Below are 14,116 nucleotides of genomic sequence, written 5' to 3' on the forward strand. Positions count from 1 at the left end.
GTAGAGACCGAGGCTTACTCGACGGTGAGGATACGCGTGGTGTTGGTGCTGCCGATGGTGCTCATCACGTCACCCTGGGTAACGACCACCAGATCGCCGGAGACCAGGTAGCCTTTGTCCCGCAGCAGATTGACGGCATCGTGCGCAGCGGCCACCCCGTCATTCTGGCTGTCGAAGAACACCGGCGTCACCCCGCGGTAGAGGGCGGTCAGGTTCAGGGTGCGCTCGTGGCGGGACAGGGCGAAAATCGGCAGACCGGAGCTGATGCGCGAGGTCATCAGCGCGGTACGGCCCGATTCGGTCATGGTGATGATGGCCGTGATGCCTTTCAGGTGGTTGGCGGCATACATCGCCGACATGGCAATCGCTTCTTCCACGTTGTCGAACTGGACGTCCAGACGGTGTTTGGAGACATTGAGGCTCGGGATTTTTTCGGCGCCCAGACAGACGCGCGCCATCGCGGCCACGGTTTCCGACGGGTACTGACCGGCAGCGGTTTCCGCGGAGAGCATCACCGCATCGGTACCATCCAGCACGGCGTTGGCCACGTCCATGACTTCCGCACGGGTCGGCATCGGGTTGGTGATCATCGACTCCATCATCTGGGTGGCGGTGATGACGGAACGGTTCAGCTGACGCGCACGACGAATCAGCGCTTTCTGGATGCCCACCAGCTCCGGATCGCCGATTTCGACGCCGAGGTCACCGCGGGCAACCATTACCACATCGGAGGCGAGGATCACGTCGTCCATGGCGTCCTGGTCGCAGACGGCTTCCGCACGCTCGACTTTGGCGACGATTTTCGCATCGCAACCGGCATCGCGCGCCAGGCGACGGGCGTAGTTCAGGTCTTCGCCGCAGCGCGGGAAGGAGACGGCGAGATAGTCGACGCCGATTTTAGCGGCGGTGACGATATCGGCCTTGTCTTTGTCAGTCAGCGCTTCGGCAGACAGGCCGCCGCCCAGCTTGTTAATCCCTTTGTTGTTGGACAACGGGCCGCCGACGGTCACTTCGGTGAACACTTTCATCCCCTGAACTTCGAGGACTTTCAGCTGCACGCGACCATCGTCGAGCAGCAGGATATCGCCAGGCACGACGTCCGCCGGCAGGCCTTTATAGTCGATTCCGACTTTCTCTTTGTCGCCTTCGCCCTTGCCGAGGTTGGCGTCGAGCAGGAATTTGTCGCCGACGTTGAGGAAAATTTTGCCTTCTTTAAAGGTCGATACGCGAATTTTTGGTCCCTGGAGGTCGCCGAGGATGGCTACGTGACGGCCCAGTTTTGCCGCAATCTCACGCACTTTATCGGCACGGAGCTGATGATCTTCCGGGGTGCCGTGAGAGAAGTTCATACGCACTACGTTTGCGCCCGCGGCGATAACTTTTTCCAGGTTGTTATCGCGGTCAGTTGCCGGGCCTAAGGTAGTAACGATTTTGGTTCTGCGAAGCCTTCTGGACATGTAATACTCCGTTGACTGATACAACTTTGGTGTTGCGTGAACATGGATTCGGTAGCGCCAGCCTGCAACGTCGCACAGCCGGATCGTTATCGAAGGTGTAATGGGGTACTGCTTGTTATCAACTTTTATTGATTATCACTGGGTACGAACGGTTCTTTATCAAAACGCGATTCCTTCAGCGCTTCCTTGACCCTCTTCAAGTTATCTCTGAATTTTGCTCCCCGGCGCAGGGTAAAGCCAGTTGCCAGCACGTCAATGACGGTCAACTGGGCCAGACGCGAGACCATTGGCATATAGATGTCGGTATCTTCCGGCACATCCAGGGTAATGGCCAGCGTGGCTTCCCGGGCCAGCGGCGAGCCGGGGGAGGTGAGGGCGATCACCATGGCATCGTTTTCACGGGCCAGCTGCGCCAGCTCCACCAGGCTCTTGGTCCTTCCGGTATGCGAGATAATCACCACCACATCATCGTCATCGCAATTCATACAGCTCATGCGTTGCAGGACAATGTCGTCGGAATAGATGACCGGCACGTTAAAGCGGAAAAATTTGTTCATCGCGTCATGAGCGACCGCCGCCGAAGAGCCCAGGCCGAAAAAGGCGATTTTTTTGGCCTGAGTCAGGAGATCCACCGCGCGATTCACTGCCGACATGTCGAGAGAATGATGGACCTGATCTAAACTCGCCATGGCCGATTCAAATATTTTTCCCGTGTATGACTCAACGCTGTCGTCTTCATCAACATTGCGGTTAACATAGAGTGTGCCGTGCGCAAGGCTCTGGGCGAGATGCAGTTTGAAATCAGGAAAGCCACGGGTTTCGAGACTGCGGCAAAAGCGATTGACGGTCGGTTCGCTCACCCCGGCCTCAAGGGCGAGGGCGGCGATGCTCGAATGAATAGCCTGCGCGGGGGTGGCAAGGATCACTTCCGCCACTTTGCGTTCAGATTTGCTAAGGTGTTCCAGTCGGGACTGGATTTTTTCCAGCATGTTCATTAGTAACAGGGCGCTCATCAATGGAAACGATTTCATTAATGGGTGAAATCATCGGGCGTTTTAGCAAGAATATACCCCTCCGCAAGCGCAAGCGGTGAGGAATGACGGGAAAAAATGTTGTTTTTTTTCATTACATGATCAGAGTCGTATTTTACTGACCTGAAACAGGAACAAACAACGAACAATATCAGCCAGATGCCCAAATCATCGCCGAATGTTTTCACCCTGTGCGGTTTTCCCGCCGCAAACGGAGGGGAAGGCTTTCGGGAAATACGTAAACACAGTACAGTGCAGTGTAAGAAAATTACAAATATAGCCTGGCAAAAGCACCAGACTATCAACTGAGGAGAATGACATGGCGGTAACGCAAACGGCCCAGGCATGCGACCTGGTCATTTTCGGCGCGAAGGGCGACCTGGCGCGGCGTAAATTGTTGCCTTCCCTGTATCAGCTTGAAAAGGCGGGCCAGATCCACGCCGACACCCGGATCATTGGCGTCGGCCGTGCCGACTGGGATAAAGCGGCTTACACCAAAGTGGTGCGCGAAGCGCTGGAAACCTTCATGAAGGAAAAAATTGATGAAGGTTTGTGGGATTCCCTGAGCGGACGCCTGGAGTTCTGTAATCTTGATGTCAATGACACCAGCGGATTCAGCCGCCTGGGCGACATGCTGGACCAAAAGAATCGCGTCACCATCAACTATTTCGCCATGCCGCCGAGCACCTTTGGCGCCATCTGTAAAGGTCTGGGCGAAGCGAAGCTCAATGCCAAGCCTGCGCGCGTGGTCATGGAAAAACCGCTGGGCACCTCGCTGGAAACCTCGCGGGAAATCAACGATCAGGTCGGCGAGTTTTTTGAAGAGTGCCAGGTCTACCGTATCGACCACTACCTCGGAAAAGAGACGGTCCTCAACCTGCTGGCGCTGCGCTTTGCCAACTCCCTGTTCGTCAATAACTGGGACTGCCGTACCATCGATCATGTGGAAATCACCGTCGCGGAAGAGGTAGGCATTGAAGGGCGCTGGGGGTACTTCGACCAGGCCGGACAGATGCGCGACATGATCCAGAACCACCTGCTGCAGATCCTGTGCATGATTGCCATGTCGCCGCCGTCCGATCTCAGCGCCGACAGCATCCGTGATGAAAAGGTCAAGGTGCTGAAATCCCTGCGCCGTATTGACCGCTCCAATGTGCGCGAGAAAACCGTTCGCGGCCAGTACACCGCCGGCTTTGCCCAGGGCAAAAAAGTGCCAGGCTACCTCGAAGAAGAGGGGGCGAACAAAACCAGCAACACCGAAACCTTCGTGGCGATCCGCGTTGATATCGATAACTGGCGCTGGGCTGGTGTACCGTTCTATCTGCGCACCGGCAAACGTCTGCCGACCAAATGTTCCGAAGTGGTGGTTTATTTCAAAACGCCGGAGCTGAACCTGTTTAAAGAGACCTGGCAGGAGCTGCCGCAGAACAAGCTGACCATTCGTCTGCAGCCGGACGAAGGGGTGGATATCCAGGTCCTGAACAAAGTGCCGGGCCTCGACCACAAGCATAACCTGCAGATCACCAAGCTGGATCTGAGCTATTCCGAAACCTTCAATCAGACGCATCTGGCCGATGCCTATGAACGTCTGCTGCTGGAGACCATGCGCGGTATCCAGGCGCTGTTCGTCCGCCGTGATGAAGTGGAAGAGGCGTGGAAGTGGGTGGACTCCATCACAGAAGCCTGGGCAGCCGACCGCGATGCGCCAAAACCGTATCAGGCCGGGACCTGGGGACCCGTGGCCTCGGTGGCCATGATCACCCGCGATGGTCGCTCGTGGAACGAGTTCGAGTAAGCTCGCGGTCTTATCCGTCAGGGTTATTTTACCGGTAACATGATCTGACGCAGAAAGTCGCACGCTTTTTAATCTTTTAAGCCCCGTGAGGATTCACCCACGGGGCTTTTTTTATTACACTGCCTACAGACATTTTGCCCCTGAGCGCTGGTGTTGGTGGCTTCGGGCACCAAAACACGTCATCTCGCAGCGGCCGGACAGATAAAATTTTGAGGAGCCTTTATGAATTCGACAATGTTACGGGTAACAAATCGCATTATCGAACGGTCGCGTGATACCCGCGCGGCTTACCTCGCAAGGATTAACCAGGCCAAAACCGACACCGTGCATCGTGCGCAACTGGCCTGCGGCAATCTGGCTCACGGTTTCGCGGCCTGTCAGGCCGACGACAAAGCCTCCCTGAAAAGCATGTTGCGCAACAACATCGCCATCATCACCTCCTACAACGATATGTTGTCCGCGCATCAGCCCTACGAACACTACCCGGATATCATTCGCAAAGCGCTGCACAGCGCCAATGCGGTCGGCCAGGTGGCCGGCGGCGTGCCGGCGATGTGCGACGGCGTGACCCAGGGACAGGACGGCATGGAGCTCTCTCTCCTGAGTCGCGAAGTGATCGCCATGTCCGCGGCCATCGGCCTGTCGCATAACATGTTCGATGGCGCGCTGTATCTCGGCGTGTGCGATAAAATTGTGCCCGGACTGACCATGGCGGCGCTCTCATTCGGCCATCTGCCGTCGGTCTTTATTCCCTCCGGTCCGATGGCCAGCGGCCTGCCTAATAAAGAGAAGGTTCGCATTCGCCAGCTGTACGCAGAGGGCAAAGTTGACCGCATGGCGCTGCTGGAGTCCGAAGCCGCTTCTTACCACGCTCCGGGGACCTGTACGTTCTACGGTACGGCAAACACCAACCAGATGGTGGTGGAGTTTATGGGCATGCAGCTGCCGGGATCGTCCTTCGTCCATCCGGATGCCCCGCTGCGGGAAGCACTGACCGCCGCCGCCGCGCGCCAGGTCACCCGCATGACCGGCAATGGCAACGAGTGGATGCCGTTGGGCAAAATGTTTGACGAAAAAGTGGTGGTCAACGGCATTGTGGCGCTGCTGGCGACCGGCGGTTCCACCAACCACACCATGCACCTGGTGGCGATGGCCCGCGCGGCGGGCATCATCATTAACTGGGATGATTTCTCCGACCTGTCAGACGTGGTGCCGCTGCTGGCGCGCCTCTACCCCAACGGCCCGGCGGATATCAACCATTTCCAGGCGGCGGGCGGCGTTCCGGTTCTGGTGCGCGAGCTGCTGAAAGGCGGCCTGCTGCATGAGGACGTTCACACCGTCGCCGGCTTCGGCCTGTCGCGCTACACCCTCGAGCCGTGGCTCAACAACGGCGAGCTGGACTGGCGGGAAGGCGCGACGGCGCCGCTTGACGATCAGGTCATCGCGACGTTCGAGAAACCGTTCTCCCGTCACGGCGGCACCAAGGTGCTGAGCGGTAACCTCGGCCGTGCGGTCATGAAAACCTCGGCAGTCCCGGTAGAGAACCAGGTGATCGAAGCGCCGGCGGTGGTGTTCGAGAGCCAGCACGACGTGTTGCCGGCCTTTGAAGCGGGTCTGCTGGACAAAGACTGCGTGGTGGTGGTCCGTCATCAGGGGCCAAAAGCGAACGGGATGCCAGAATTACATAAACTTATGCCGCCACTTGGTGTATTATTGGACCGCCGTTTCAAAATAGCGCTGGTGACCGATGGCCGACTCTCTGGCGCCTCCGGTAAAGTCCCGTCAGCCATCCATGTCACGCCTGAAGCCTATGATGGTGGGTTGCTGGCGAAAGTGCGCGATGGCGATCTTATTCGCGTGAACGGGCAGACGGGGGAACTGACGCTGCTGGTGGACGATGCCGAACTGGCGGCGCGTCAGCCGCATATCCCTGACCTCAGCGCGTCGCGCGTAGGAACCGGTCGGGAGATGTTTGGGGCGCTGCGTGAGAAGCTCTCTGGCGCGGAGCAGGGCGCAACCTGCATCACTTTTTAAGACGATTTAATTTCTAGATCTGGCGAGAGAAAATCCTGATGAAAAACTGGAAAACAACAGCAGAAGCAATCCTCACCTCCGGTCCGGTTGTCCCGGTTATCGTAGTGAAAAAGCTGGAACACGCGGTTCCGATGGCGAAAGCGCTGGTCGCGGGCGGCGTGCGCGTCCTGGAAGTGACTCTGCGCACCGAGTGCGCCCTGGAGGCGATCCGCGCGATTGCTAAAGAAGTGCCGGACGCGATTGTCGGCGCGGGCACGGTTACCAACGTCGAGCAGCTGAAAGCGGTAACAGAAGCCGGCGCGCAGTTCGCTATCAGCCCGGGGCTGACCGAATCTCTGCTGAAAGCGGCGACCGAAGACGGCACTATTCCGCTGATCCCGGGGATCAGCACCGTCTCCGAGCTGATGCTGGGCATGCAGTACGGTCTGAAAGAGTTTAAATTCTTCCCGGCGGAAGCCAACGGCGGCGTGAAAGCGCTGCAGGCGATTGCTGGTCCGTTCGGTCACATTCGTTTCTGCCCGACCGGCGGTATCTCCCCGGCCAACTACCGTGATTACCTGGCGCTGAACAGCGTGCTGTGCATCGGTGGTTCCTGGCTGGTGCCGGCCGACGCCCTGGAAGCTGGCGACTACGATCGCATCACCACCCTGGCGCGTGAAGCGGTGGAAGGCGCGAAGTAAACCGCGCCTCAAGGTCAACAACCCGGTCAGCGGCAACGCGACCGGGTTTTTTTATTATTTATCCTTCGACGATAACCGCCGCGGCGGCGGTTTTAGCCCGCGCCACGGCCTCTTCCACTGAATCGGCGACGGCGAGGGTCACCCCCAGACGACGGGTGCCGTCAATCTCCGGCTTGCCGAACAGACGCAGCTGCAGGCCAGCTCCGACGGCCGACTGCAGCTGGCCGAAGCTGACGTTCTGGCTGGTCAGCTGCGGAAGGATCACCGCGGAAGCGGCTGGGCCATACTGGCGGATGGCGCCGACGGGCAGCCCAAGAAAGGCGCGAACGTGCAGAGCGAATTCCGAGAGATCCTGCGAAATAAGCGTCACCATTCCGGTGTCGTGCGGGCGCGGGGAGACTTCGCTGAAGATCACCTCGTCGCCGCAAACGAACAGCTCCACGCCGAACAGGCCATGCCCCCCCAGCGCCAGCACGACCTTACGGGCGATATCCTGAGCGCGTTCAAGGGCCAGGTCGCTCATCTGCTGCGGCTGCCAGGATTCACGATAATCGCCATCTTCCTGACGATGGCCGACCGGGGCGCAGAAATGCACGCCATCGACGGCGCTGACGGTGAGCAGGGTGATTTCAAAGTCGAAATTCACCACCCCTTCGACGATCACCCGCCCGGCGCCGGCGCGGCCGCCCTGCTGGGCGTAGCGCCAGGCTTCGCTGAGCTGGTCAGCCGAGCGGATAAAGCTCTGGCCTTTACCGGAGGAGCTCATCACCGGTTTGACGATGCACGGCAAGCCGATCTCCGCGACCGCCGCGCGGAAGGCGTCTTCACTGTCGGCGAAACGGTAGCTGGAGGTGGGGAGCTGCAGCTCTTCTGCCGCCAGACGGCGAATGCCTTCGCGGTTCATGGTGAGCTTCGCTGCCCGCGCCGTGGGGACCACTTTCTGCCCGGCCTGCTCCAGTTCGACCAGGGTATCGGTGGCGATAGCTTCGATCTCCGGCACGATGTAATCAGGTTTTTCCTGTTCGATCAGCGCGCGCAGGCTCTCGCCGTGCAGCATATTGATGACGTGGGCGCGGTGGGCGACCTGCATCGCCGGGGCATCGGGGTAGCGGTCGACGGCGATAGTTTCAATGCCCAGGCGCTGACATTCAATGGCGACTTCTTTACCCAGCTCGCCGGAGCCTAACAGCATAACTTTGGTGGCTGCCGGGCGCAGCGCGGTGCCTAATACAGTCATAACTCTCTTCCGCAGTAAAAAAAGATGCGGTCGATTATAAACGAAAACGTTTGCGTCTGTCTTTACGCGCGTGAGTTGAGTCCGGAAGGGAAATTTGTTATACTGTATAAAAATACAGTATCGAGAGGCTGCAGCATGGCGGTTGAAATTAAATATGTGGTGATCCGCGAAGGTGAGGAAAAAATGTCTTTTGCCAGCAAAAAAGAGGCCGACGCTTACGACAAAATGCTCGATCTGGCAGAGGTGCTGAATGACTGGCTGGTAGCATCGCCGCTGGAAATGGACGATGCCCAGCGCGATACCATGGCGATGTGGCTGGCGGAGCGTAAAGAGGCGCTGCAGCATATCCTGCGCGCCGGCAAACTGCCGGAGCAGGATGCGACTGCGCACGAGGCGCCCGCGCCGTCAACGGACGCAGAGGCTACCCCGGCGGAAGATGCCGCCGCGCCGGCTGCCAAAACGCGGAAAGCCAAAGCGGCCTGATGGCTGGCGGTCAGCCACTGGCGGGCTGGCGGGCTGGCGGGCTGGCGGGCTGGCGGGCTGGCGGGCTGGCGGGTTGGTCGGTCGGTCGGTCGGTTGGTCGGCTGAACCCGGTACCGCCGCCGCGCGCACCTTTGCGCATCTTTAGCCATATCTAACATTTCCTGACATCGCGTCGTTTAGGCTGATAACAGTGTTTGTCACCTGAGAGGAAAACCATGGCTAACTGGCTAAATCAACTGCAGTCGCTGCTCGGACAGCAGGGCGCGTCGCCGTCCGGCGAATCGTCAAAAGGGAGCGCCCTGCTGCCCGGCGCCATCGGCGGGCTGGCAGGGCTGTTGGTGGCCAGCAAATCGTCACGCAAGCTGCTGGCGAAATATGGCACCAGCGCGCTGCTGGCTGGCGGTGGGGCAGTGGCGGGTACCGTGCTGTGGAACAAGTATCAGCAGAAAATGCGCGCTCAGAACACGCCCGCCCCGACACCAGAGACGGCTGCGGCGCCGGCGGATGTCGATCCGCGCAGCGTGCGGCTGATCACCGCCCTGGTGTTTGCCGCCAAAAGCGATGGGCATATCGACGATCACGAGCGGGCGAGGATTGAAACCCAGCTTCGGGAGGCCAATATTGACGTTCAGGCCCGGGTGCTGATTGACCAGGCGCTGGCTCAGCCGCTGGATCCGCAGCGTCTGGCCGAGGGCATCGTTGACCCGCAGGAGGCGCTGGAGATCTACTACGTCAGCTGCGCGGTGATCGATATCGACCACTTTATGGAGCGCAGCTATCTCAACGCCCTGGGTGAGGCCCTGGCGTTGCCAAAAGATGTCCGGGCCGACATCGAACAGGATATCCAGTCACAAAAACAGGCGCTAAGCGTTTAAATTATCACGTTTCGCTTGCATCGCCCGCGTCTTTTGCCACCCTTATAGACACGTCATCATTCAGGCGCCACCCTGCGGCCTGAATGCTCTTGTGTCACGAAAAAGCAGCAGAAGAATAACATGCCACCTAAAGCCAAACGGATCCCTCACGCCATGACCTTGCATGGCGATACACGCATCGATAACTATTACTGGCTGCGCGACGATGAACGCGCGCGGCCTGATGTGCTGGAATATCTGCACGCGGAAAACGCCTACGGCAAGCAAGTGATGGATTCGCAGCTCAGCCTGCAGGAGCGTCTGCTGAAGGAGATTATCGACCGCATTCCGCAGCGGGAAGTCTCGGCCCCCTACAGCAAAAACGGCTTTCGCTATCGTCAGGTGTACGAGCCGGGCTGCGAATACGCTATCTACCAGCGCCAGTCGGTGCTGAAAGAGGAGTGGGACGAGTGGGAGATCCTGCTTGATGCCAACCAGCGGGCGGCGAAAAGCGAGTTTTACACCCTGGGCGGGCTGGGCATTGCGCCCAACAACCAGCTGATGGCGGTGGCGGAAGATTATCTTTCCCGCCGCCAGTACGGCCTGCGCTTTTGCGACCTCAGCAACGGCGAGTGGTATCCGGAGACCCTGGAAAATGTCACCTCCGGCTTTGCCTGGAGCAACGATTCACGCTTTGTGTGGTATGTGCGTAAACATCCCACCACGCTGCTTCCTTATCAGGTCTGGCGCCACACCGTCGGGACGCCGGCGCAGAGCGACGCGCTGGTCTATGAGGAAAAAGATGAGACCTTCTACGTCAGCGTGCATAAAACCACATCCCAGCAGTTCGTGGTGATCTATCTCTCCAGCGCCACCACCAGCGAAGTGCTGCTGCTCAACGCCGAATTGCCAGACGCCGAGCCGGTCTGCTTCCTGCCGCGGCGTAAAGATCATGAATATAGCCTCGATCACTATCAGCACGCTTTTTATCTGCGATCCAACCGGGAGGGGAAGAATTTTGGCCTCTACCGTACCGTGCTGCGCGATGAAGAGCAGTGGACCACGCTGATCCCGCCGCGTCACGACGTAATGCTCGAAGGATTTACCCTGTTTACCGACTGGCTGGTCGTCGAGGAGCGTCAGCGCGGCCTGACCAGTTTGCGGCAGATTAACCGCAGGACCCGGGAGGTGGTAGGGATCGCCTTTGACGATCCGGCCTATGTCACCTGGCTTGCCTATAACCCGGAGCCTGAAACGTCGCGCCTGCGCTACGGCTACTCGTCGATGACCACGCCCGACACCCTGTTTGAGCTGGATATGGATACCGGCGAACGACGGGTGATCAAGCAGCAGGAGGTGAAGGGGCTGGACACCCGCTGCTATCAGAGCGAGCACCTGTGGGTAACCGCCCGCGATGGCGTCGAAGTCCCGGTCTCTCTGGTCTACCATCGCGACCATTTTCGTAAAGGGAGCAATCCGCTGCTGGTCTATGGCTATGGCTCGTATGGCGACAGTATCGATGCCGATTTCAGCGCCAGCCGGCTGAGCCTGCTCAACCGGGGCTTTGTTTACGCCATCGCCCACGTCCGCGGCGGCGGGGAGCTGGGCCAGCAGTGGTATGAGGATGGAAAATTCCTGTGTAAGAAAAATACCTTCAACGACTACCTGGACGTCTGCGACGCGCTGCTGGCCCAGGGGTACGGCGACCCGCAGCTCTGCTATGGCATGGGCGGCAGCGCCGGCGGAATGCTGATGGGAGTGGCCGTTAACGAGCGTCCAGAGCTGTTCCACGGCGTAATAGCTCAGGTGCCGTTCGTCGACGTGGTGACCACCATGCTGGATGAGACCATTCCGCTGACGACCGGCGAATTTGAAGAGTGGGGGAACCCGCAGGATGAAACCTATTACCACTACATGAAAAGCTACAGCCCCTACGACGGCGTGAAGGCGCAGGCGTATCCGCATATGCTGGTGACCACCGGGCTGCACGATTCCCAGGTGCAATACTGGGAGCCGGCGAAGTGGGTGGCGAAACTGCGTGAACTGAAAACCGACGATAACCTGCTGCTGCTCTGCACCGATATGGACTCCGGCCATGGCGGAAAATCCGGGCGCTTTAAAAGCTATGAGGGGGTTGCGCTGGAGTACGCCTTTTTCATCGCCCTGGCGCAGGGGACACTGCCGGGGAAAGCGGCAGTGTAGGGGCTATTCCCCGAGGTAATGCTTGAGCGTGAGGCGCAGCTCGGGGCTCATGCGGTCGAGATTGTTGAATAACCAGCGCAGATAGCCTGGATCGTTTTCAGCAATCTCGGCGACGGCTTTACCGCGGTATTTGCCGAAGGTGAAGGTGGTGAGCAGCGCCGGCCGACCGGTGATATCGGCCATTTCGTCAGGCGTCCAGCCGGAAACGTTGATGATATCCAGCAGCAGCGCAGCGGTGATATAGCAGTCATACAGCGCCCGGTGGTGATGCAGCCCCGGCGGCGTGGCCACGTTCAGCTTACGTGATTTATAGAGCCCCATATTGCTGTATTTGATCCCCGGCCACAGCCGGCGGGCCAGCTTCATGGTACAAATCCACTCGCCATGCATCTCCGGTAACACCCGACGATCGAAGCTGGCGTTATGCGCGACATACCACGGGCTGCCATGATAGTGCGGAATAATCTCCTCAATCCACGGCTTATCGGCGACCATCTCTTCGGTAATCCGGTGGATAGCCATCGCCTGCGGGCTGATGGGGCGGTCAGGACGCACCAGATGACTCATGGGATTGGTGATCTGCCCGTCGACAATGTCGACCGAGGCGACTTCAACGATGCCCCCCTGCAGTCCACAGGTTTCGGTATCAATGACGCGCAGCATGGCTCGCTCCAGAGCAAAACAATAAGCGTAAAGCAATTGGCCAAGCTTGCCAACCGACGGCGAGGGGGGAAGTAGGCATTATTTCTGTTTCGGCTCCCAGGGCAGGCGGGACAGCGAGACGGAGGCCAGCCGATGGGCGATCAGTCGTTCGCGGAACCAGTCGCGCAGATGGGCGGGCTGTTCACGCTCGACCAAATCAGCGACCACGGGCATATTATACCGCTCTTTAAAGGCGACGCCGGCGGCGGCGAGATCGACGTTGACTTTATCCATCTCATCTTGCGAAATTTTGGCCAGATTTCTTTCCATCATACACTCCACTCTGCTTGTAAACCCGGTCAGGGCCTGACGCCCGGCTCGACTCTGCCATTATACAGGGTTATTCTCTGTGCTACAGACATAACAAAAGGGAATGACGAATATGCGACTTCTTGCTGGACGCGCGATGCGCCTCTCCGTTGCGTTTGCCGGGCTATTAACCGCGACGGGCGCGCTCGCCCACGCTCACCTGCAGCAGCAGATCCCCGCCGCCGGTGCGCAGCTGGCGGCTTCTCCGCAGACGCTGACGCTCAGTTTCTCCGAAGGCATTGAACCCGCGTTCAGCGGGGTGTCCGTCACCGGTCCGCAGCAGCATGCGGTGGCCACCGGCAAACTGACCCGCAGCGCCGACAATCCCACCCAGGTCACCGTGCCTGTGGCGGAAACCTTGCGGCCGGGAGAATACACTGTGGCATGGCATGTAGTTTCAGTGGATGGCCATAAAACCAAAGGGCAATACACCTTTAGCGTGAAGTAAGCGATGCTGACCGGGCTCTATATTACCCTGCGTTTTGGGCATTTTATCGCCCTGATGCTGGCTTTTGGCTGCGTGCTGTATGGCGCCTGGTGGGCGCCGGTGCCGCTGCGACGCGTACTGATGCTGCGCTTCTATCCGCTGTTGCGCCCGCTGCTGCTGATCGGCGCGCTCTCTACCCTGGCGCTGTATCTGCTGCAGGGGGGGATGATGGGCGAGGGCTGGGCGGATGTCTGGCAACCCGCCGTCTGGCAGGCGGTGGCGGGTACCCGCTTCGGCGGGGTGTGGATCTGGCAGATCCTGCTGGCGTGGATCGCCCTCGCCGTGGTGTGGATCCGTCCCCGCCACGGCGCTCGCCAGCTGGTGGCCCTGCTGGCGGCCCAGCTGCTGCTTTCCGCTGGGGTAGGGCATGCCGCCATGCATGATGGTTTACTCGGCGCCCTGCAGCGGACTAATCATGCTGTCCACCTCTTCTGCGTTGCCAGCTGGTTCGGCGGCCTGTTGCCCTTTATCTATTGCCTGCGCCTGGCGCAGGGGCGCTGGCGGCAGGCCGCGGTCTATACCATGGCGCGCTTTTCACGCTACGGGCATCTGGCCGTCGCCGGCACCCTTGCCAGCGGGGCGATCAATGCGCTGTTGATCCAGGGAGGATTGATTGGCGCATCGCCCTGGGGACGCCTGCTGTTGATCAAATGTGCGCTGGTGGCCGGGATGGTGGTAATTGCGTTAGTGAACAGGTATGTTCTGGTACCGCACATGTCGGCAAGCGGTTCGCGGGCGGAAAGCCTGATCCTGCGAACCACGCAGGCCGAGATAGGGCTGGGCGCGCTGGCGCTGCTGGCCGTCAGCCTGTTTGCCACCTGGGAACCTTATTGAATTAACTGGCA

At 59.3% G+C, this 14,116-nt stretch carries 15 protein-coding genes; 9 read left to right on the top strand and 6 right to left on the bottom strand.

The features are described from left to right. Positions 1-14 precede the first annotated feature (14 nt). Together pyk and ABLV52_RS07415 are read right to left on the bottom strand one after the other, a co-directional pair. Positions 15-1,457 carry a pyruvate kinase gene (gene pyk, locus ABLV52_RS07410; protein ID WP_002911440.1) on the bottom strand — a complete coding sequence of 481 codons (1,443 nt, stop codon included), beginning with the start codon at positions 1,455-1,457 and terminating at the stop codon, positions 15-17. A 125-nt stretch (positions 1,458-1,582) separates the two neighbouring features. Continuing rightward, positions 1,583-2,488 (bottom strand): MurR/RpiR family transcriptional regulator, encoded by a 906-nt coding sequence (locus ABLV52_RS07415; RefSeq protein WP_072096624.1) that lies wholly within the window; start codon positions 2,486-2,488, stop codon positions 1,583-1,585. A gap of 159 nt (positions 2,489-2,647) precedes the next feature. Here ABLV52_RS07415 and ABLV52_RS07420 point away from each other — a divergent pair, with 159 nt between their 5' ends. From ABLV52_RS07420 to ABLV52_RS07435, 4 genes are all read left to right on the top strand, one after another. Then, positions 2,648-2,797, top strand: coding sequence for a hypothetical protein (locus ABLV52_RS07420; RefSeq protein ID WP_032453387.1), 150 nt, complete (start codon positions 2,648-2,650; stop codon positions 2,795-2,797). Positions 2,798-2,807: 10 nt separating this feature from the next. Then, positions 2,808-4,283, top strand: coding sequence for a glucose-6-phosphate dehydrogenase (zwf, locus tag ABLV52_RS07425; RefSeq protein ID WP_044523979.1), 1,476 nt, complete (start codon positions 2,808-2,810; stop codon positions 4,281-4,283). Between the two features lie 222 nt (positions 4,284-4,505). Beyond that, a complete protein-coding gene (gene edd, locus ABLV52_RS07430; RefSeq protein ID WP_023290242.1) occupies positions 4,506-6,317 on the top strand; it encodes a phosphogluconate dehydratase in 1,812 nt (603 codons plus the stop codon). Positions 6,318-6,355: 38 nt separating this feature from the next. Then, the gene (locus ABLV52_RS07435) at positions 6,356-6,997 is read left to right on the top strand and encodes a bifunctional 4-hydroxy-2-oxoglutarate aldolase/2-dehydro-3-deoxy-phosphogluconate aldolase (protein ID WP_002911423.1); all 642 of its coding nucleotides are present in this window, start codon (positions 6,356-6,358) and stop codon (positions 6,995-6,997) included. 58 nt (positions 6,998-7,055) lie between these two features. Here ABLV52_RS07435 and purT read toward each other — a convergent pair whose 3' ends face one another. Then, complete coding sequence (purT, locus tag ABLV52_RS07440; RefSeq protein ID WP_032453377.1) at positions 7,056-8,234, bottom strand: formate-dependent phosphoribosylglycinamide formyltransferase; 1,179 nt, start codon at positions 8,232-8,234, stop codon at positions 7,056-7,058. A gap of 135 nt (positions 8,235-8,369) precedes the next feature. On the opposite strand from purT, the gene ABLV52_RS07445 reads away from it, so the two are divergent. Continuing rightward, positions 8,370-8,717, top strand: coding sequence for a YebG family protein (locus ABLV52_RS07445; protein ID WP_048336015.1), 348 nt, complete (start codon positions 8,370-8,372; stop codon positions 8,715-8,717). Positions 8,718-8,727: 10 nt separating this feature from the next. On the opposite strand, the gene ABLV52_RS07450 is transcribed toward ABLV52_RS07445, so the two are convergent. Beyond that, positions 8,728-8,856, bottom strand: coding sequence for a hypothetical protein (locus ABLV52_RS07450; RefSeq protein ID WP_348890228.1), 129 nt, complete (start codon positions 8,854-8,856; stop codon positions 8,728-8,730). A gap of 76 nt (positions 8,857-8,932) precedes the next feature. Between ABLV52_RS07450 and ABLV52_RS07455 the strand changes: the two genes are divergently transcribed. Both ABLV52_RS07455 and ptrB read left to right on the top strand, forming a co-directional pair. Next, positions 8,933-9,592 (top strand): tellurite resistance TerB family protein, encoded by a 660-nt coding sequence (locus ABLV52_RS07455; protein ID WP_065881161.1) that lies wholly within the window; start codon positions 8,933-8,935, stop codon positions 9,590-9,592. Between the two features lie 120 nt (positions 9,593-9,712). Beyond that, positions 9,713-11,773 carry an oligopeptidase B gene (ptrB, locus tag ABLV52_RS07460; RefSeq protein ID WP_032428920.1) on the top strand — a complete coding sequence of 687 codons (2,061 nt, stop codon included), beginning with the start codon at positions 9,713-9,715 and terminating at the stop codon, positions 11,771-11,773. 3 nt (positions 11,774-11,776) lie between these two features. Here the strand turns inward: ptrB and exoX are convergent, their stop codons facing one another. Together exoX and ABLV52_RS07470 are read right to left on the bottom strand one after the other, a co-directional pair. After that, positions 11,777-12,436, bottom strand: coding sequence for an exodeoxyribonuclease X (gene exoX, locus ABLV52_RS07465; RefSeq protein ID WP_023290237.1), 660 nt, complete (start codon positions 12,434-12,436; stop codon positions 11,777-11,779). A gap of 78 nt (positions 12,437-12,514) precedes the next feature. Then, the gene (locus tag ABLV52_RS07470) at positions 12,515-12,745 is read right to left on the bottom strand and encodes a DNA polymerase III subunit theta (RefSeq protein WP_002911406.1); all 231 of its coding nucleotides are present in this window, start codon (positions 12,743-12,745) and stop codon (positions 12,515-12,517) included. 112 nt (positions 12,746-12,857) lie between these two features. On the opposite strand from ABLV52_RS07470, the gene yobA reads away from it, so the two are divergent. Together yobA and copD are read left to right on the top strand one after the other, a co-directional pair. Then, entirely contained in the window at positions 12,858-13,232 is a 375-nt protein-coding gene (yobA, locus tag ABLV52_RS07475) for a CopC domain-containing protein YobA (protein ID WP_032453372.1), read from the top strand. 3 nt (positions 13,233-13,235) lie between these two features. After that, positions 13,236-14,105 carry a copper homeostasis membrane protein CopD gene (gene copD, locus ABLV52_RS07480; protein ID WP_087824138.1) on the top strand — a complete coding sequence of 290 codons (870 nt, stop codon included), beginning with the start codon at positions 13,236-13,238 and terminating at the stop codon, positions 14,103-14,105. The last annotated feature ends 11 nt before the right edge of the window (positions 14,106-14,116 follow it).

Source organism: Klebsiella sp. GB_Kp056, assembly GCF_040064755.1.
In the GTDB taxonomy this organism is placed as follows: Bacteria; Pseudomonadota; Gammaproteobacteria; order Enterobacterales; family Enterobacteriaceae; genus Klebsiella; species Klebsiella quasipneumoniae.

What these genes read in the sequence shown, in the direction of transcription:
- copD (WP_087824138.1), top strand. Translation starts at nt 13,236, where the DNA reads ATGCTGACCGGGCTCTATATTACCCTGCGTTTTGGGCATTTTATCGCC.
- ABLV52_RS07415 (WP_072096624.1), bottom strand. Translation starts at nt 2,488, where the DNA reads ATGAAATCGTTTCCATTGATGAGCGCCCTGTTACTAATGAACATGCTG.
- zwf (WP_044523979.1), top strand. Translation starts at nt 2,808, where the DNA reads ATGGCGGTAACGCAAACGGCCCAGGCATGCGACCTGGTCATTTTCGGC.
- ABLV52_RS07470 (WP_002911406.1), bottom strand. Translation starts at nt 12,745, where the DNA reads ATGGAAAGAAATCTGGCCAAAATTTCGCAAGATGAGATGGATAAAGTC.
- ABLV52_RS07420 (WP_032453387.1), top strand. Translation starts at nt 2,648, where the DNA reads ATGCCCAAATCATCGCCGAATGTTTTCACCCTGTGCGGTTTTCCCGCC.
- ptrB (WP_032428920.1), top strand. Translation starts at nt 9,713, where the DNA reads ATGCCACCTAAAGCCAAACGGATCCCTCACGCCATGACCTTGCATGGC.
- exoX (WP_023290237.1), bottom strand. Translation starts at nt 12,436, where the DNA reads ATGCTGCGCGTCATTGATACCGAAACCTGTGGACTGCAGGGGGGCATC.
- pyk (WP_002911440.1), bottom strand. Translation starts at nt 1,457, where the DNA reads ATGTCCAGAAGGCTTCGCAGAACCAAAATCGTTACTACCTTAGGCCCG.
- edd (WP_023290242.1), top strand. Translation starts at nt 4,506, where the DNA reads ATGAATTCGACAATGTTACGGGTAACAAATCGCATTATCGAACGGTCG.
- ABLV52_RS07455 (WP_065881161.1), top strand. Translation starts at nt 8,933, where the DNA reads ATGGCTAACTGGCTAAATCAACTGCAGTCGCTGCTCGGACAGCAGGGC.
- yobA (WP_032453372.1), top strand. Translation starts at nt 12,858, where the DNA reads ATGCGACTTCTTGCTGGACGCGCGATGCGCCTCTCCGTTGCGTTTGCC.
- purT (WP_032453377.1), bottom strand. Translation starts at nt 8,234, where the DNA reads ATGACTGTATTAGGCACCGCGCTGCGCCCGGCAGCCACCAAAGTTATG.
- ABLV52_RS07450 (WP_348890228.1), bottom strand. Translation starts at nt 8,856, where the DNA reads ATGCGCAAAGGTGCGCGCGGCGGCGGTACCGGGTTCAGCCGACCAACC.
- ABLV52_RS07435 (WP_002911423.1), top strand. Translation starts at nt 6,356, where the DNA reads ATGAAAAACTGGAAAACAACAGCAGAAGCAATCCTCACCTCCGGTCCG.
- ABLV52_RS07445 (WP_048336015.1), top strand. Translation starts at nt 8,370, where the DNA reads ATGGCGGTTGAAATTAAATATGTGGTGATCCGCGAAGGTGAGGAAAAA.